Source organism: Ectothiorhodospiraceae bacterium BW-2, from assembly GCA_008375315.1.
Taxonomy (GTDB): Bacteria; Pseudomonadota; Gammaproteobacteria; order Thiohalomonadales; family Thiohalomonadaceae; genus BW-2.
Genome location: CP032507.1, coordinates 2,044,699 through 2,061,447, shown reverse-complemented (window position 1 = coordinate 2,061,447; position 16,749 = coordinate 2,044,699). Strand labels below are relative to the sequence as shown.

Below are 16,749 nucleotides of genomic sequence, written 5' to 3'. Positions count from 1 at the left end.
TATCTGTTCCTAAACACCTAAGCAAAGTTGCTCATGGCAGTTTTTCGGTCATTCGCGCTCCGTTGATAACACCCGTGCGGGCGAGCAACTGGAGTCCTAGTTGAGCAGTCCCAACCGGAGGCGCTCAGTCCGTGCTTGCAAGATCGTCTTCACCTGTCGGTACGGCATGAACCGATCGATGTCAGGGTCGGACAAGCGTGCCAGCACATTTCGCGCAGCGTTCTGATCTGCCTGCAACACAACCCCGTCGAAACAGTAAAACCGATCCCCCTGGCGTTTGCCGAGTAGGCATCCGTTGCGGGAATCGATTTGCGATGTGTAGGCAGGATTGACCAGAACGACCGCAGAACCTCTGCGGTTTGAAACAGTGTCAAGTGCTTCGGCAATAACGCCTTTCGTCCAGCTTGCCAGCCGACGATTGACGTTCTTGCCGAAGGACTTGCCCGACATCGGGGCGGTGAGCTCTTCCGCCGCAATCACGGCGGCTTTATCAACAACCATTAAAAATCCGACTCCGCCAAGTATATCAACCCCGCATCCTATGTCCAGCCTAAATCTACAGTAATTTACCCACCCCCTACCTAACCCCCTAAAAAACCGCCACTCCCTCCGCTCTCGGCTGCCACTTCTGCCAGCTACCAGTGAACACAGTAGCGCAGTTGTAGGCATCTTGCAGGTACGCCTCCCTCTTTTCACGACTGACACCGGCGGAAGCTGTCAAGCAATTTGAGACCAGTTGTTAAAAAAATAAAGCTCTAAATCTAGCCACTGACCGCTTCCATCGCCACTAAGCAAATGTCAGGATGAAAGGTCTCATCTTCGATCAAACTGATAGGCTTTACCGGCGCTTGGCTGCGGTGAGCAACAGCCTGTTCGCGTTGCTCGGCTCCATAGCTAAGGATTTGCTGTTCAATTGGCTGGGTAACGGCTTGCTGAGCCCCCAGTGAGTTAGCCACAAAAATATCCAAGCCACTGAGCTGAATCATTTGCATCACGCCCCGCAGATCCTGTGGTTGATAACTCAGCACAAAATAAAGTGTAATAATCAATCGATGCAGAAACACAATTCCATCCGGGTGCTCAAAAAAGTCAGCCACCACCGGTGAGCGCTGACGCCAGTGACGCAGTGTGGTGCGAAGAATGTCCAAGTGCTGTGCAATGTCGGCTTCACTCAGCTCCTGAGTCATTTGCTCATACGGCGCGGTTTCTGCTTGGGGTTTGCGATCGATTCAGTTACACTCGCTTCTGACATGACACTTCCTCTTTTGTGGCGATAAATGGTTTTGCTCAACAGATTTTACGCCTCAGAAGAGTGGGTGTCATGTCACTTGTAAAATCGGGCAAGCTGCCGGTTTGTGGCTGTCCCTGACGAAACGATGAATAAGGCCCTGAATGAAGCGATACAACTGCAACTAGCGCAGGATGAGAAAGTGGCGGTACGCAAAGCTCTGGCGGCCAATAAAACCCTGAAACCGACGGTACAACAGCAGTTAGTTCAGGATAGCGATGCCAAAGTGCGCCAAGTGCTATGGAAACAGCCCGATTTGATTGCTGAGGTACGCCAACAGCTCGATAATGAATTTGATGAATTGCCACCAAAGCCTAAAAAAGCAGCTAAACCGATTGCGATCGATACCGAACTATTGACTCGGCTGGCCAGCAATATGTCGCTCTACAAAAAAGCAACCCAGCATCTGGAACAGGTTTTCAGCACCCTGCCCCCGGAGCAGACCGCCAACCTATTCAGCTTTATGAGCGAAACCGAACAGCAGCAATACGCCAAAACCTTTGCCGAAAACTATGCGGCTAAATTTGCCAAAAGCACTAAGCCTTCATTTAACCGCCTGATGGCGCTGCTGCTCGATGAATGCCCGACTGATGTCATTGCCAAAGCGGTACGCTCCAGTGACTGGGTCGAACGGCTTGCGGTGGCGACTCACCCCAAAGCGCCACCTAATAGCCTCAAAACCCTGGCTAAAGATGGTAACAAATGGGTGCGGCAGGCGGCGGAAACGGCGTTGGAGAGACTATAGTGCCATCTTGCTGGATCATTGCCGGTCCGAATGGGGCGGGTAAAACGACATTTGCGCTGGAGTATCTACCAAAGGTGATCGGCTGTTATCAGTTTGTTAATGCTGATTTAATTGCAGCAGGTCTTTCTCCGTTAGCACCGGAGCAAGCGACAGTGGCAGCAAGTCGAATGTTTTTGAGTTCTATTGAAAATCATCTGACATTACAGCACGATTTTGCATTTGAGACTACGCTCTCCGGACGCGGTTATTTACGCCTGATTCGCCGGTTGCAGTCAAATGGCTGGCGTGTTCATCTGCTCTATTTGGCGCTTCCCGATGTTGAACTATCCAGATTACGCGTTCTTGAACGGGTTCGTCACGGAGGGCATGATATCCCTATAGCAGCTATTGAACGACGATTTCCAAAAAGTCTGAATAATCTGCTAAATCACTATAGTGCTAATGTGGATAGTTGTCGCTGCTATATGAATGCCGGAGGTGAACCCGTATTAATTTTTGAACAGTTCCGACAACTTCGTCGCGTGGTTCATCTCAACTATTTTCAGCTATTACAACAAAAGGCTACTCTATGACAGATCAGGATACCATTCCCTCTGCTGAAGCATTACAAGCACTGGAAGCATTAAAAACTGCAGTAAACAAGGCCCTTAACACCAAACGGCGTTTGGGTCACTATGCTGTTTTTTGGCAGGACGGTAAACCACAATTTATCGGTGAAGATGCACCATTAGAAGGTAGTGATGACCTGCAGCAGAGACCGCCAGATCCAAAAGAATGACCCATAACATCATAACCGACATTGAACAAGGCAGTGCCGAGTGGCATGCCCTGCGTACCGGCTCTATTACCGGCTCCCGCGTAGGTAAAATTATCGTAACCTTACGCCACCATAGCGTAAAAAACGCCGCAACATTTGTTTCACGACTCCCCTGATGAACCACAAAGGAGAATAGAGATGCCGAACCCCACCCTGGCAGCCGTATCGCAGGCCTTTAAAGATTGGCAGGAGAACTCGGAGAAGAGCGCGCGAAGCCGAGTCCGATCAGGCGGTAGGGTTGGTGAGCCTCCGAATTGTCAGGGTGCAGCGCTGCTTGTACCGTCCCACACTCTCCAAGGAGATTTGTCCCGCCCTTTTTTAGATGAGACAGAAGCAAAGTCCCACGCTAAAACAAAACGGGACAAACCCATCACAGACTCGTCCCGCTGAAAATAAATAGGGTCAAAATAAATAGGGTCAGAGTAGAATTAAACCTTAGTTCGGGTTCACCCCACCCCAATAAGTATATCAACCCCGCATCCCATGTCCAGCCTAAATCCACAGCCATTTACCCAACCCCCACCTAAACCCTAAAAAACCGCCACTCCCTCCGCCCTCGGCTGCCACTTCTGCCAGCTACCAGTAAACACCGTGGCGCAGTTGTAGGCATCTTGCAGGTAATTCTGCCGTTTTTCACGACTAGCACCGGTTTGCAGCGGGTGGTGGGAGCGAATCAGGTACTCGTTGCGGGTGTGGAGCCGTTCTAGCAGCGGTAGCGCGGAGATTTGGTCAAATTTGACTTGTGCGCCGCGATTGCAGTCGGTACAGGCCAGCACTAAGTTCGCCACGCCATCAATCGGCTTGCCGTCGTCGCACCGTTTCAGCTTGTGGGGGAAGAGGTGATCGATATCGGCGGGGGTGTCGCTGCCGTAGAGGATCGAAATCTCGCGGTAGCCGTAGAAGCAGCGCCCCTTTGGGTAGCCGTTGAGCGCCGGTCGGGCCGAGGTGAGCGAGATACGCCGCTGGCTGTGGATGCCGATAAGCTGCTGGTCGTGCTCTTCATACTCCACCAGCATCAGTTGGCGCGAGAGGTTATTCGCCCACGCCTCTTCGACTAAGCGCCATCGGGCTTCGACTTCTCCGGCTAAATCGTCGGCTGAGAGTTGCTGTAACAGTTGGTGCAGGTGGTCGGTGAGGCGGCTTATTTTGCGGCTGAGCAAGGAAGCGCAAAGGGATTTGGGCGGTTGATGGGGGGGTAGCAGCGGCCTTGGGTGTGGCGGGCTGGGCGGTAACGACAAGCTCACTTGCCACCATGAAGCGTAGCGGAATGGTGGTCAAGTGGAGCGATTGGTTAGTGATGTTGATGTTTGTGCTATCTTAATCAGAGACATCAAAGCCTCATTCACTGCCTCTTCAGTCGGGAATGCTTTCGCTACTTCAGGATTAAGCAAAACAAGGTTATGATCTGCGTTATAATCGTCATAATATTTACCCCTTACGCCCTTTCCTAAATCTTCTCTGCTATAGCTCGGTCTCATTTCATCTTTATCTTTAGCCTTCTTCATAAATATTCCTCTCATGTTTATCCATTAGACGGGCACTAATAATTCGTATTGAACCATTGCGTTGCGTATGGGAAGCAATGACTAATTTTTCTGTTCTTGTTCTACCAAATGTCAACACTCTCTCTTCATCACCGGAGTGATCAGGATCATCAAATGTGAGTGCCAAAGGATCGCCAAAAACCGTAGCTGCCTCATGAAAAGAGATGCCATGCTTTTTCATGTTTTTGACTGCTTTTTTGTCATCCCATTCAAATTTCATGATTTAAGCCTGATCGGTTTAAATAAACAGGGTTAACAGGGTCAGAGTAAAATTAAAACCCCGACTCCACCCAGTATATCAACCCCGCATCCCATGTCCAGCCTAAATCTACAGCCATTTACCCAACCCCCACCTAAACCCTAAAAAACCGCCACTCCCTCCGCCCTCGGCTGCCACTTCTGCCAGCTACCAGTAAACACTGTAGCGCAGTTGTAGGCATCTTGCAGGTAATTCTGCCGCTTTTCACGACTAGCACCGGTTTGCAGCGGGTGGTGGGAGCGAATCAGGTACTCGTTGCGGGTGTGGAGCCGTTCTAGCAGCGGTAGCGCGGGGATTTGGTCAAATTTGCCCTGTGCGCCGCGATTGCAGTCGGTACAGGCCAGCACTAAGTTCGCCACGCCATCAATCGGCTTGCCGTCATCGCACCGTTTCAGCTTGTGGGGGAAGAGGTGATCGACATCGGCGGGGGTGTCGCTACCGTAGAGGATCGAAATCTCGCGGTAGCCGTAGAAGCAGCGCCCCTTTGGGTAGCCGTTGAGCACCGGTCGGGCCGAGTGCACACCATGACCGGCAATGTCGGCGCGATGCGGCGCAATATCGGCCAAATGAGCAGCCCGATGGGGATGATGGGGATGCCATGAGAGCCCGCCTGATTCTGTTTTGGGGCGTTGCCCTCACCGGATTAGTGGTACCGTGGCTCGATGGCGGGATACCGCTGCCGATGACCGCCACTGCCGAATCGTGTCGGGTGAAATCGGTTTATGATGGCGATACCGCTACCCTGAGCTGCAACGGTGAGACGATCAAAACCCGCTTTTATTGCATTGATACCCCTGAGATGGGGCAGAAGCCGTGGGGAGAGCAGAGTCGGGATCACTTGCGGGGGATTATTGGCACTGAAGTTACCTTCAAACGCCATGATACCGACCGTTATGGGCGGGTGGTGGCGGAGGTGTTTGATGCGACCGGTCAGAGTGTTAATTTGGCGATGGTGCGGGCGGGGATGGCGGCGGTTTATGTGTGGTGAGGCGGACTATTTTGCGGCTGAGAGGGCGGCTCGGGCGGCTAAGTTAGGGATTTGTGCGGCTGATGGGTGGCAACAGCGGCCTTGGGGGTGGCGGGCTGGGGGGTAACGCTAAAACTCAGCCGCCGTTACTGTGTTGCAGAGCGAAAGCGGCGCAACGCAGTAACGGTCGGCTGGAGTGTCTGGTTAGCAGATATATGGGTTACTGGCGGCTCAACATACTCATATCCGTTTCGTATATGTTCAGACTCTGATTTTTTTAGATCATCGTAAATGGCTCGCAGATCATAATTAAATTGAGCTGCATGAGCCGTTCTGTTTTTGCGAACTTCCTCAAGAATTTCATCATCAGTCATAACTGTTATCCTCTCCTAATAACTCTTCTGGAGTACAGATGAATGGGAGAAACAAACCTATTTCATCAAGATAGGCTGATATATTTCTCTGAATTTCAGGGTTAGCAATATGTTTGCAGTTCCATGTTAGTAAATAATCGACTTGGTGAATGGTCGCAATGGCTATATGCAAGCCATCCTCTGCGGCTTTTTGGGGTATTATTTTTCGATCCAGCAGCGATTGAGCTATTTGAAATGCCTCTTCAGTGATAAGAAGCAAAGGTAACTTTTCGGCTATCACCAACCTGTTACTTGCTGCTACCGGATCACCTGCAGCACATTCTTTTAAGACGGATTCTGAAACAAATAACTGATAATCTGTTCGTTTGTCCCACCACGCCGCCGTTATCTGCTGATGAGCAGCACCAATAATGGTTTTGCTTGGTTTCGCAGTCAAGTAACTGATAACTGAAGTTTCAAGATATATTCTTCTTTTCACTTGCTATCTCTAATAAGCAAGCAAGGTTTTAAATTAAATCTATTCACAATAACTGTTCCAAATTACAACCACCCGTTTTTACCAGCTTGCCATCTTCAATATTAAAGTAAATACAGTGCCAACCTTGATTGTTTAGGTAATCTGATGGGCAAACCCGTAATTGATAAATGTTATTTGAGCGAATAGTGTGATTTTTTGAATTTCTTTTTTCGGGATAGCTCGGCACCCAACCCATCCTGTCTGCATCAATAAACTTAAATGAAGTAAAAGAAGTAAAAGAAGTAAAAGAAGACATATTTGAAGCCTTGAATCCTGGTAGAAAACTACACAGCACCTTTACCGTATTTTTCCATTCACTCAATTCTTGTTGATCCTGATTGTTCGCTTGCTGATTCATCTGCTGAATTTGGGCTAATTTTCTTTCCAGTTCTGTTTTATAGTGAGCAGCCTCTTCTTTCTGCTGAATCTCCTCCTGATTATACTGAATCATCTGTTTTTTCATATCAGCCAATTCCTGCTTACGAGCCTGCCCCATAATCTCTTTCGCAACCAGTTGTTTATTCATCTCCTGAAGCTGTTGGTCTTTTTGCGATAGTATCTGCTCCTGCTCGGCTAGTATCCGGTTAAGACGATCTACATCCTCTCTGGTAGCTTTTTGTTTGATGCTCTCCAGTAACAGGTTGAGAGTTCGCTGTTCGTTGATGGTCACACTGGCTTTGACATAGTAGGTTTTACCATTCCATTTCTCATCAAGAACTTTTACTTTGGTGATGCCAGCACTTAAACTCTTAATTTCTCTTTGAACAGCCGTTAAATAGGGTCAGAGCGGAATTAAAGCTTAATATCGGCCTCATTTCCCCCCACGCATACCGGCCTCAACCAGTATATCAACCCCGCATCGCATGTCCAGCCCGATTTCCACCTAACCTCCTAAAAAACCGCCACGCCCTCAGCCCTCGGCTGCCACTTCTGCCAGCTACCAGTAAACACCGTAGCGCAGTTGTAAGCATCCTGTAGGTACGCCTGCCGCTTTTCACGGCTGGCACCGGTTTGGGCGATGAGGGTCTCCCGCAGCGGGTGGTGGGAGCGAATCAGGTACTCGTTGCGGGTGTGGAGCCGTTCCAGCAGCGGTAGTGCGGGAATTTGGTCGAATTTGCCTTGACACCGGTTACCCGGCGCCCCCTGCACAGATCCCGGCGTGCGGTTTTCCCGCACCGGGCTCCTCAGCCATGCTCACTCTCGTAGAGGGCGACAAGCACCCCGTGGATGTTTCCGCCAAGAAGGTTGGCTCGTCGAGCTCCGGCCCTACAGTGTCCGGCGCGAGTTGCCTTTGACGAATACACATGACTGTCACCCCCTTCCCCATGTGATCGACCCTACCGTCTCAGAGTACTATGAGGTGATTCGACTTCCTAAGGGCCTTCAGTCATCATTTCCGTTTGTAGCGGTTCTGAATAACTTATCCCTCCTTTGGAGCCCATGGGATCTCCCGCGTTCATGACGCATCTTTTGTTACATGCCGCAGCTCGAGAACTCCGCCGGTTCTCCACAGGCTCACCAATGCGCCTGCTTCGCGTGGGCTTCGCGTGCGTTACAACGCTGGCCAGCCGGAACTGTTCATTTCGACGCGATACCATCTTTAAGGACTTACGTATCCAAACAGCCTGCAACATACCCTGTGTACGCTTCCCCCTTCTTGTTCACGAATGTCTCAGCCTTCATTGCCAATTCACCGTTTCGCCAAGGGCGCAACACTCGGTAATGGTGGGTGGTTAACCCTTTCCATGCCGGGACTCTCACCCGACCAGATGCGCCACGCTTTGCGCGGCGCGCTAACGCCTGAGCTAAGCCGACACCCGCCGCCACTTAGCTAAAAACAAACCGAAAAAGCCCAACGGCGGGTGGTCGGCCTTGAGCGATTCGTTAGGCGACTTTGGGTATTCGTTTTGCCGGTTTTGGACTTAAAGAAACAACACGCCGTCCAGCCTGCCCCTGTTTTTTCCGTATATCCTGACAGATTGCATGGAGGTCATAGCTAAATTGACTTGCATACTCATCACGATATTTTCGGATTTCCTCTACAACTGGGTCTTTCCACATCAGTCATACCTCATTAATTCCCGGGGTGTACAAATTGTCGGTGGTTCACAACCGAATTCACGACAAACCGCCTCCACTTTAGGGCGCAAAACAGCATTTGCAATATGAGTGCAATTCCAGGTCAGTAGGTAATCCATGCCGTTTAATGCTGCTACAGCAATATGCAATGCATCAACTTTGGCCTTCTCGGGAAGAGGCACTTTTTGAATGAGTATCCCGGCAAAATTTTCGACATCATCTGTCACATCAAGCTCAGGAATATCATCTAGTTGCTCAATTCTCTTTTGTGCAGCTACCGGGTCTCCCGCACTGGCTTCCTGAATAACAAGCGCGGAGATATACAAATCAAATTGGCTCCGTTCATCCCACCATTCCACAGTTATTTCCTAGTTTGCTGCCATAATCAAATCACGGCTACGTCTGGCGCATAGATAACTGGGAATACTGGTTTCAATATAAACCTTTGCCTTCATACCTATACCGTTCAATGTGGAAATGTGATATTGCCTAACAAGTTATTAAACAGCCCCTGTATAACTCCGTTCCAGACCCGCTTATTTCCTCTTTCTGACAGCCAAAATCGCGATTTGCTAACGGTATAACTCCGAATTTAGCAGGGTCACCAGAAACCGCTGATCATTCACGGCTAACCCCAATAAGTATATCAACCCCGCATCCCCTGTCCAGCCTAAACCCTAAAAAACCGCCACTCCCTCCGCTTTAGACTGCCACTTCTGCCAGCTACCGGTAAACACCGTGGCGCAGTTGTAGGCATCTTGCAGGTACGCCTGCCGCTTTTCACGGCTGGCACCGGTTTGGGCGATGAGGGTCTCTCGCAGCGGGTGGTGGGAGCTAATCAGGTACTCCTAACGCCTGGAACACTAAAGGATCGCAGTTAATTAAGGCTCCGGAATGCTAAAAATAATAGCCTAAGCAAGCTCAAACAGAGCACAGACTCCGCTACATTCAACTAAATTAGGACAAGGTTTTGCCGTCCGCCATCCATTGACAAGATTCGCAAGTGATATATGATCCGGCGCTGTTTAAGATTAATTGACCAGCGATTTTAACAGATAGCCCGCTCCGAACCGGGTTATATTGCTAGCGGAGCCCGTGTGCCATGACTTCAATTTATGCCTTTTTAATACTCTCTTTGTTGGGCTTGATGACCCTAACCGGCTGTAACAGCGAAGTCAGCCGCCCACAACAGCACTCCCAGCAGAAAACAGCTGCACCAGCAGCCTCCCGGCAAAGTGTCTCAGCACAGCTATCGCTCACCGAAGCGCTGCAGCAGGGAGCAGCCGATAGCGTAGTACAGCAACTACTGGAGCAGGGAGCAGAGCTGAATCAGCCCAATCAGGACAAAATCACCCCTTTTATGATGCTGGCGGCCAGCCGTTCACCACAACTGCTACAACTGGCATTAGAGAAAGGCGGCGATGCCACATTGACAGTGGACTACCAGCGGCAGACGCTCGATGTTGCCGGCTTTGTTAAAGCGGTCTATGGCTTATAAACAGTTCTCTAACGGCTACCCCGAAACCGGGCACCGGCTGTTTAGCTACTACCTGATGAAAGCGTTACTCAAGCCACCGACCCATATCGGAGACTTAGCGCTACAGGTGAGTGGGGATGTGAACCGAACCAGCCTCGATTTGGGTGGGCTGAACCGACAAACCCCGGTCTTAATGGGCAATCGCGCGTTACGCTTTTAATGCCTGCCATACTGTTGCTGGTGGCGCTATTAGTCGGATGCCAGCCACGCCCCGATACTGTACCGCAGTGGTATGCCCAGCAGAGCCTGCAGCAGCAGGGCGTGTGGATTGGCTATGGTGATGCGCCAGAGCTACAACAAGCGAAGTAGCTGGCCAGAGCCGATTTAAGCCAAACGCTCTCCAGCCAAATTAGCACTACTCTCACCCAAAAGACTCAAGTGAGTGGTGATAGCGTTACCCGACAGAGTGAACAGCAGCTGGAACAGGCGAGCCGCGCGACGCTGGAGCAAAAAACAGATGTTAACTGTGGTAAAGAGTGAACAGCATCAGGGGCGTTACTTTGTCGCGTTAGGCTATGACCACCGACCGCTGGCACAGCGCCTGGCTGCACTCACTTGGCAGCCTGCTGATAACAAAACGCTGTTGCACCAAAGCCCGCTGCTGCAACCGCTACAACAGCAGCTCGGTTACCCGCCTCAGCTACAGTTGCAGAGCAGCCAGCGCACCTACTTTATCAGCAATGGCCAACAACAGGTGGTACTGCGTCAAAATGAGCTGATACAGCTATTTCCTGATGTGACCTCGCAATCACTACAACTGACGCTGCAACCCCAACTACCCGACTATCCCCCTGAAATGCTGTTTCAACTCCAGATAGAGAGCCGGCAAGCGGGGTATTTAAGTTACCTACAGCTACTGAGTGAGGGGGCGACTGTAGCACTGCGGAAAAACTATCCGGTAGAGGCAAATCAACAGCTCATCTACCCCAATCCGGAGCAGTTTGATGGCTTAATCACCGAACTGCGACCGGAACAGCGTTCTGATACTGTCAGCCACTGGCTGCTGCTCTGCCCCGAGCCGCGAAATTTAACCCCGTTTGAGCCGATATCCACCCGCAAGGGGGAGCGCTACCACAGCCACCATCTGGATAAGCTGCTTATACTGGCAGAGGGGTGTGAGGTGACGATTCAGCAACAGCGCATCCAGCGCGGGGCACGGCAAAAGATGGTTAGAGAGGATTTGAAATGAGACGCTTTGGTTTACTTGTTTTGTTGTCGTTAGTGCCGGTGTCGTTACAGGCGGATGAGATGCTGCGGGATAATGTGGAGCGGATGAATCGGTTTATTGAGAAGGTTCAGCAGCCGAGGTTGGAGCGGGAGCGGCGAGAACGGGAGCGGCGAGAACGGGAGCGAGAGCTATTAACGGGTAAAATGGTGCGCGTCCCCGGTGGCTGCTTTCAGATGGGCAGTAACAGTGGCGGCAGTAACGAAAAGCCGGTACATGAAGTGTGTCTCGATAGTTTTGAGATAGGCAAATATGAGGTAACTCGAAGCCAATGGCAGGCGGTGATGGGGAGCAACCCCTCCAAATTTAAAAAAGGGGGTAGCCATCCGGTCGAGCAGGTAAGTTGGGAAGATAGCCAGCAATTTATTCGAAAATTGAACCAAAAAACGGGCGGTAATTACCGTTTACCGACTGAAGCGGAGTGGGAGTATGCCTGCCGCAGTGGTGGTAAAAATGAACCCTACAGTGGCAGCAACAGTGTCGATAGCGTGGGCTGGCATGGAGAAAGCTGGGCAGATGGACATCATGCTATAGGCGGAAAGCAGGCCAATGGTTTAGGTATCTACGACATGAGTGGCAATGTATGGGAGTGGGTGCAGGATTGGTATGACAAAAATGCCTACAACCAACACAGCCGTTACAACCCTATATATACGGCGAGCGCCTCCCTCTGGGTCAATCGTGGCGGTAGCTGGGGCTACGACGCCAACAGTCTGCGTTGCGCTGGTCGCAGCAGCCTCTGGCCGGGCGACCGCTATGGCAGCATCGGTCTACGCCTTGCGAGGTAGGGTTACCTCAACCCACTAACAACGGATTAATAATCACCAACGACTCGACCTTCTGTCCATGCTGCATATCTCCGGGATAAGGGTCGGCATCTCTGTTCTCCTCTGTGGTTCATCAGGGGAGTAGTGAAACAAATTTTGCGGTGCTTTTTACGCTACGGTGGCGTAAGGTTACGAATTATCTCATTCCCACGCTGCGTGGTAATGAATATGTATGACCAGATTAGCGTAACTACCCAATTTGAGCATAGCGCTTTTAACAACTGAATGGATGGAATAAAAATGCAGACCATTACCCTCAAATCGACCATAAAGGCTGACCACCTGCTACATCTGCCTGACGAGCTACCCGAAGGGTTAACTGTGAAAATTACAATCGAGCCATTGAGCGATCACCCCCCTCACTCTGAACCATTGAGTGATATAGCTCATTTAGCAATGGCTGCACGAAATAACTATCTGCAACAGGGTGGTAAACCCATGAGTCAGGATGAAATTTTGGCAGAAATGCGGCAGCGGCGGGGTGAGCCTGCCGATGGCTAAATCACGGGTCTATGTCGATTCCAATATCTGGATTAGCGCGGTACAGGGCGACAGCGCTGTGATTGAGCCGATCTATACCACACTACAAGCGGTTGATTTGCAGTTGGTCATTAGCGATTATGTGATTCTGGAGGTGTTACCGAAACCAATGTTTCATAATCAGCGTGAACAAGCGGTAATTCTGCAGCAGCTTTTCGATCTGACCGAAAAAGTGGTGATTTCAACGACAGAACTGCTTCCCAAAGCGATTGCACTGGCTGGCCAGTATGATTTGACGCCGATGGATTCACTACATGCCGCTATAGCGATATTGGCACAGGCAGATGAATTCATTACCCTAGAAAAACCGACCAAACCATTTTTCAAAATCCCGGAGTTGAGAGCCAGATCGCTCTATACCAGTACTACCACAGCATCACCAATATGATGGTAGCCAACAGATTAAGCAAATAAACGGGGTCAGAGTAAAATTAAAACTCCGACTCCAGCCTGTATATCAACCCCGCATCCCCTGTCCAGCCTAAACCCTAAAAAACCGCCACTCCCTCAGCCCTCGGCTGCCACTTCTGCCAAACACTGCGGCACAGTTGTAGGCATCTTGCAGATACGCCTGCCGCTTTTCGCGACTGGCACCGGTCTGGGCGATAAGGGTCTCCCGCAGCGGGTGGTGGGAGCTAATCAGGTACTCGTTGCGTTAAGAGTAGCGCGTAAGGTGCATTTAAACAGGTCAGCCCAAGTGAGCCAGCCCATATTGGCGGCGATGTCGGGGATGGCTGACTTATCGGCTACCTCTGTTAGCGCCTCTTCCAGTGGTTTAAGGCTGTTGGCGCGGCCTTTTTTGTAGTAGCTAAACAGCCATGCACTTTTCCATTTGTCATGGTAGCCACTGCCAGAGCCCTCCATGACTTCTGATTTTGACCTTCTTTGGTTCATTTTTTCCAGTGGTGCGATGTCCAGAAAGATGAAATAGAACTCACTGTTTGTCGCTTTGGCGCTATCAATGCCTACGCGGAGTTTTCTGGCGATTTGATCATGCGGCTTTTTGGGTGGCTGTGCCGGGCTAATGGCGGAGTAGAGTTTGGCTTCAATAAATATCAGCGTGTTGGGGGCTTCAATACTGGCATCGACTTCGGTGGACTCTTTAAGGGTCGGGGCATCGTATCTTTTGCCGATGTGGATGGTCACATCGCTATTGCTCAACCCTTTTTCGGCCAGTGTGACAGGGGGTGCGCCGCCATAGGCGTCAAACAATATCTCATCGAGCGCTGCGATTTTATCGAGTGATGGCAGGTGCTCCAGGGTATCGAAGCATGACCAGGTGAGGGCATCTTCACTGTTGGAGCTGTAGGCGTTTTTGAGCTTGTGCCGCATCCCTTTGTAGTCTTGCTGAATAAAGGCATCAAGGGCGCTCTCCCGACCGGGAACGATGGCGTGGTTTCTGTGGTGGTTTTGGTATTTCATGGGGTAACCTGTCAAGTAATTTGAGACCAGTTGTTAAAAAAATAAAGCTCTAAATCTAGCCGGTGATTGCCACTGCCCTCACCGGCAAATTTCGCCTATGTTGAGTCATGACGCAACAAGGAGCGAACATGACCCTCATGGCCCTTTGCCGCAAGAGCCAAGCCCTTCAGCAAGGGGGAGCTGCAAGGCGAACTGCAACCCCTAATCTAGGAACCTCCCTCCTGCACCGCGTTACCCACAGCCCGCCCCCCTACGATAATAAGGGGGTCTCCGGGGGGCGGGCTATGGATAACGCTCTGTCATTCAGCCACCACAACCGGCTAAAGCCATCGACGATAGACCCACTAGCGGCACCGTCACTCATCTCTCCTTCGCTCTATTCAGGGTTGGATAGTTGACCTCCAGCGACCCCACCCCCTCCTCCGGTAGAGCGGGGTTAATCCATACCTCAGTAGGGGGTTGCTTAACCTTGGGCTCACCATGAATAAAGCGTTTCGGATGCTGCTGATAGGCCTGCTTCAGCGCCTGTTCACGCTGCTCGCTAACCTCCTTGTAACGACCGGTAAATACCTGCTCTGGAGTGAACCACGCAATCCCTCGATGGTGGTGGTGGAAACAGTACCAGTCAACATAGTCACTAAACCATATTCTGGCATGGTCAACTCCTGTAAATCGTTGAGGATAATCGGGTTGTTGCTTGAGTGTTTTAAATTGACTCTCGCTAAACGGATTGTCGTTACTGACTCGTGGACGGCTGTGGGAGCAGGTGATCCCCAGTTCGGCCATCAAGTCGAGATAGCCTCTGGCGGTCATCGGCACACCTCTATCCTGATGCAGTGTTAAGCCACTGAGCGCGACCCGATAGCGAGCCGCTGCGTCACTGATTAACAGCTTGGAGAGCTCACTATTCTCCTTCCTTGAGACCATCCAAGCCACAATAAAACGGCTGTAGAGATCCATCACCACATAGAGATTCAAGAAGTTACCCTGCTCTGTGGTGGGAAGCTTAGTGATATCCCATGTCCAAACCTCATTCGGGCGGGTCGCCCGTAATCGGGGGATAGCGTGTGATTTGGCCGGTTTTTGAGCTCGCCGCTCTCCCGTCTGTTGATTAGCACGAAGGATCCGATACATCGTACTGATTGAACAGTAATATTTCCCTTCATCCAGCAGGCTAGCATAGATCTCTGCCGGAGGTTGGTCATAGAATCGTTCGCTGTTCAAAAGCCCCAGAACGGCTTGCCTCTCTGCCTCACTCAGCGCATTGGCTGCGACGGGTCTTGGAAGGCTCGCTCGGGGGGAGACAACCGGAGCCTGTCGGCGGTAGTAGCCTGCACGCGAGAGCGCTAGGCTATCGCAAGCGGCTCTTATGCTCACCGAACTGGGGCACTCTTTTTCAACTAATCTCATAAGCTTATCTCTGTGTTCATCTGCTCCAATAAGCTGAAGGCTTTTTTTTGGAGCGCAATCACCCCTTCGGTCTGCTGTAACCGTTGGCTAAGACGCTGAATTTCCTTCTTTAAACGCTCTATCTCCTTATCTCGCTTGTCTAGGCTCGGTTTGCGACCACTCTGTTTCCCTTTCAGGCCAGCCTGCCCCTGTGCTTGCAGTTGTCGGCGCCATTTGGTCAGATGGGAGCTGTAGATCTGCTCTTTGCGCAGCAGCTCGCCTAGCTGACCCGGCTCCTTGCACTGCTCTGCTTCTGCTAGGATCCGAAGCTTCTCTTCCTCACTAAATTTGCGGTAGGAGCGCTTCTCTTCATCGGGGTCGGTAACCTCGTTGGAGGGTAAAACGGTAGTATCTTTGGGCATCGTGTATCTCCTCTGTTGCCCCCCTGATTCTACATTCATTTCTCATCAGGGGTGGTCTCAGGGTATCTTGACACTCAGGGGGGTAACCTGTCAATGTGGGCTACTGCTTCCGCCAGACTACAGCCCACCTCAGCCAGAGCGTGGCCGGTATGGGGCACAATCTCGGTATTCTCACCGCCCAAATGCACACCATGACCGGCAATGTTGGCGCGATGCGGCGCAATATCGGCCAAATGAGCAGCCCGATGGGGATGATGGGGCGGATGGTGGGAATGCCATGAGAGCCCGCCTGATTCTGTTTTGGGGCGTTGCCCTCACCGGACTGATGGTACCGTGGCTCGATGGCGGGATACCGCTGCCGATGACCGCCACTGCCGAATCGTGTCGGGTGAAATCGGTCTATGATGGCGATACCGCTACCCTGAGCTGTGGCAATGAAACGATTAAAACCCGCTTCTACTGCATTGATACCCCAGAGATGGGGCAGAAGCCGTGGGGAGAGCAGAGTCGGGATCACTTGCGGGGGATTATTGGTACTGAAGTTACCCTCAAACGCCATGATACTGACCGTTACGGGCGGGTGGTGGCGGAGGTGTTTGATGCGACCGGCCAGAGTGTTAATCTGGCGATGGCGGGCGGGGATGGCGGCGGTTTATGGGCGGTATTGTGGTGAGGCCGCTTATTTTGCGGCTGAGAGGGAGGCTCGGGCGGCTAAATTAGGGGTTTGGGCGGTTGAGGGGGGGCAACAGCAGCCTTGGGGGTGGCGGGCTGGGGGGTAACGACCAAGCTCACCTGCC

The 16,749-nt window shown here is 51.3% G+C and carries 24 protein-coding genes and 3 pseudogenes; 12 read left to right on the top strand and 15 right to left on the bottom strand.

The window, feature by feature from the left end:
• Positions 1 to 48: 48 nt before the first annotated feature.
• Both D5085_09840 and D5085_09835 read right to left on the bottom strand, forming a co-directional pair.
• Positions 49 to 498: pseudogene (locus tag D5085_09840) on the bottom strand (transposase).
• A 263-nt stretch (positions 499 to 761) separates the two neighbouring features.
• On the bottom strand, positions 762 to 1,187 hold the full coding sequence (locus D5085_09835) for a hypothetical protein (GenBank protein ID QEP43396.1): 426 nt from the start codon (positions 1,185 to 1,187) through the stop codon (positions 762 to 764).
• Positions 1,188 to 1,376: 189 nt separating this feature from the next.
• Here D5085_09835 and D5085_09830 point away from each other — a divergent pair, with 189 nt between their 5' ends.
• The 4 genes from D5085_09830 (at position 1,377) to D5085_09815 (ending at position 3,240) form a co-directional block, all read left to right on the top strand.
• Entirely contained in the window at positions 1,377 to 2,033 is a 657-nt protein-coding gene (locus D5085_09830) for a hypothetical protein (protein ID QEP43395.1), read from the top strand.
• Positions 2,033 to 2,605: a hypothetical protein gene (locus tag D5085_09825; GenBank protein ID QEP43394.1), complete on the top strand. Its 573-nt coding sequence runs from the start codon at positions 2,033 to 2,035 to the stop codon at positions 2,603 to 2,605. The genes D5085_09830 and D5085_09825 overlap by 1 nt, the downstream gene beginning before the upstream one ends.
• Positions 2,602 to 2,811, top strand: coding sequence for a hypothetical protein (locus tag D5085_09820; GenBank protein QEP43393.1), 210 nt, complete (start codon positions 2,602 to 2,604; stop codon positions 2,809 to 2,811). Before D5085_09825 ends, D5085_09820 begins: the two co-directional genes overlap by 4 nt.
• Positions 2,812 to 2,988: 177 nt before the next feature.
• The gene (locus tag D5085_09815) at positions 2,989 to 3,240 is read left to right on the top strand and encodes a hypothetical protein (protein ID QEP43392.1); all 252 of its coding nucleotides are present in this window, start codon (positions 2,989 to 2,991) and stop codon (positions 3,238 to 3,240) included.
• Positions 3,241 to 3,380: 140 nt separating this feature from the next.
• Here the strand turns inward: D5085_09815 and D5085_09810 are convergent, their stop codons facing one another.
• The 4 genes from D5085_09810 to D5085_09795 form a co-directional block, all read right to left on the bottom strand.
• Positions 3,381 to 4,010: a hypothetical protein gene (locus D5085_09810; GenBank protein ID QEP43391.1), complete on the bottom strand. Its 630-nt coding sequence runs from the start codon at positions 4,008 to 4,010 to the stop codon at positions 3,381 to 3,383.
• A 114-nt stretch (positions 4,011 to 4,124) separates the two neighbouring features.
• A complete protein-coding gene (locus tag D5085_09805; GenBank protein QEP43390.1) occupies positions 4,125 to 4,370 on the bottom strand; it encodes a hypothetical protein in 246 nt (81 codons plus the stop codon).
• Positions 4,342 to 4,614: a BrnT family toxin gene (locus D5085_09800; protein QEP43389.1), complete on the bottom strand. Its 273-nt coding sequence runs from the start codon at positions 4,612 to 4,614 to the stop codon at positions 4,342 to 4,344. The genes D5085_09805 and D5085_09800 overlap by 29 nt, the downstream gene beginning before the upstream one ends.
• Positions 4,615 to 4,754: 140 nt before the next feature.
• Complete coding sequence (locus D5085_09795; protein QEP43388.1) at positions 4,755 to 5,219, bottom strand: hypothetical protein; 465 nt, start codon at positions 5,217 to 5,219, stop codon at positions 4,755 to 4,757.
• A gap of 32 nt (positions 5,220 to 5,251) precedes the next feature.
• On the opposite strand from D5085_09795, the gene D5085_09790 reads away from it, so the two are divergent.
• Positions 5,252 to 5,641 (top strand): hypothetical protein, encoded by a 390-nt coding sequence (locus tag D5085_09790; GenBank protein QEP43387.1) that lies wholly within the window; start codon positions 5,252 to 5,254, stop codon positions 5,639 to 5,641.
• A gap of 125 nt (positions 5,642 to 5,766) precedes the next feature.
• Here D5085_09790 and D5085_09785 read toward each other — a convergent pair whose 3' ends face one another.
• The 6 genes and pseudogenes from D5085_09785 to D5085_09760 all read right to left on the bottom strand — a co-directional run bounded on the left by D5085_09785 (position 5,767) and on the right by D5085_09760 (position 9,444).
• Positions 5,767 to 5,994, bottom strand: coding sequence for a hypothetical protein (locus D5085_09785; GenBank protein ID QEP43386.1), 228 nt, complete (start codon positions 5,992 to 5,994; stop codon positions 5,767 to 5,769).
• Entirely contained in the window at positions 5,987 to 6,472 is a 486-nt protein-coding gene (locus tag D5085_09780; protein ID QEP43385.1) for a hypothetical protein, read from the bottom strand. Before D5085_09780 ends, D5085_09785 begins: the two co-directional genes overlap by 8 nt.
• Before the next feature lie 43 nt (positions 6,473 to 6,515).
• A complete protein-coding gene (locus D5085_09775) occupies positions 6,516 to 7,181 on the bottom strand; it encodes a hypothetical protein (protein ID QEP43384.1) in 666 nt (221 codons plus the stop codon).
• A gap of 221 nt (positions 7,182 to 7,402) precedes the next feature.
• Positions 7,403 to 7,660 carry a hypothetical protein gene (locus D5085_09770; GenBank protein ID QEP43383.1) on the bottom strand — a complete coding sequence of 86 codons (258 nt, stop codon included), beginning with the start codon at positions 7,658 to 7,660 and terminating at the stop codon, positions 7,403 to 7,405.
• 911 nt (positions 7,661 to 8,571) lie between these two features.
• A pseudogene (locus D5085_09765) lies at positions 8,572 to 9,045 on the bottom strand (DNA-binding protein).
• A 306-nt stretch (positions 9,046 to 9,351) separates the two neighbouring features.
• Positions 9,352 to 9,444 (bottom strand): annotated as a pseudogene (locus D5085_09760) (HNH endonuclease).
• Between the two features lie 248 nt (positions 9,445 to 9,692).
• Here D5085_09760 and D5085_09755 point away from each other — a divergent pair.
• The 5 genes from D5085_09755 (at position 9,693) to D5085_09735 (ending at position 13,107) form a co-directional block, all read left to right on the top strand.
• On the top strand, positions 9,693 to 10,088 hold the full coding sequence (locus tag D5085_09755; GenBank protein ID QEP43382.1) for an ankyrin repeat domain-containing protein: 396 nt from the start codon (positions 9,693 to 9,695) through the stop codon (positions 10,086 to 10,088).
• Positions 10,078 to 10,287 carry a hypothetical protein gene (locus tag D5085_09750; GenBank protein QEP43381.1) on the top strand — a complete coding sequence of 70 codons (210 nt, stop codon included), beginning with the start codon at positions 10,078 to 10,080 and terminating at the stop codon, positions 10,285 to 10,287. Before D5085_09755 ends, D5085_09750 begins: the two co-directional genes overlap by 11 nt.
• Positions 10,288 to 10,584: 297 nt before the next feature.
• Positions 10,585 to 11,316: a hypothetical protein gene (locus tag D5085_09745; GenBank protein ID QEP43380.1), complete on the top strand. Its 732-nt coding sequence runs from the start codon at positions 10,585 to 10,587 to the stop codon at positions 11,314 to 11,316.
• Positions 11,313 to 12,140, top strand: coding sequence for a formylglycine-generating enzyme family protein (locus tag D5085_09740; GenBank protein QEP43379.1), 828 nt, complete (start codon positions 11,313 to 11,315; stop codon positions 12,138 to 12,140). Before D5085_09745 ends, D5085_09740 begins: the two co-directional genes overlap by 4 nt.
• A 487-nt stretch (positions 12,141 to 12,627) precedes the next feature.
• Positions 12,628 to 13,107, top strand: coding sequence for a type II toxin-antitoxin system VapC family toxin (locus D5085_09735; protein QEP43378.1), 480 nt, complete (start codon positions 12,628 to 12,630; stop codon positions 13,105 to 13,107).
• 251 nt (positions 13,108 to 13,358) lie between these two features.
• Here the strand turns inward: D5085_09735 and D5085_09730 are convergent, their stop codons facing one another.
• From D5085_09730 to D5085_09720, 3 genes are all read right to left on the bottom strand, one after another.
• Positions 13,359 to 14,141 (bottom strand): hypothetical protein, encoded by a 783-nt coding sequence (locus tag D5085_09730; protein ID QEP43377.1) that lies wholly within the window; start codon positions 14,139 to 14,141, stop codon positions 13,359 to 13,361.
• Positions 14,142 to 14,501: 360 nt separating this feature from the next.
• Positions 14,502 to 15,551, bottom strand: a complete 1,050-nt coding sequence (locus D5085_09725) for an IS3 family transposase (GenBank protein ID QEP43376.1) — start codon at positions 15,549 to 15,551, stop codon at positions 14,502 to 14,504.
• The gene (locus tag D5085_09720) at positions 15,548 to 15,991 is read right to left on the bottom strand and encodes a hypothetical protein (protein ID QEP43375.1); all 444 of its coding nucleotides are present in this window, start codon (positions 15,989 to 15,991) and stop codon (positions 15,548 to 15,550) included. The genes D5085_09725 and D5085_09720 overlap by 4 nt, the downstream gene beginning before the upstream one ends.
• A gap of 56 nt (positions 15,992 to 16,047) precedes the next feature.
• Here D5085_09720 and D5085_09715 point away from each other — a divergent pair, with 56 nt between their 5' ends.
• On the top strand, positions 16,048 to 16,233 hold the full coding sequence (locus D5085_09715) for a hypothetical protein (protein QEP43374.1): 186 nt from the start codon (positions 16,048 to 16,050) through the stop codon (positions 16,231 to 16,233).
• Positions 16,230 to 16,625, top strand: a complete 396-nt coding sequence (locus D5085_09710; GenBank protein ID QEP43373.1) for a hypothetical protein — start codon at positions 16,230 to 16,232, stop codon at positions 16,623 to 16,625. The genes D5085_09715 and D5085_09710 overlap by 4 nt, the downstream gene beginning before the upstream one ends.
• Positions 16,626 to 16,749 lie beyond the last annotated feature (124 nt).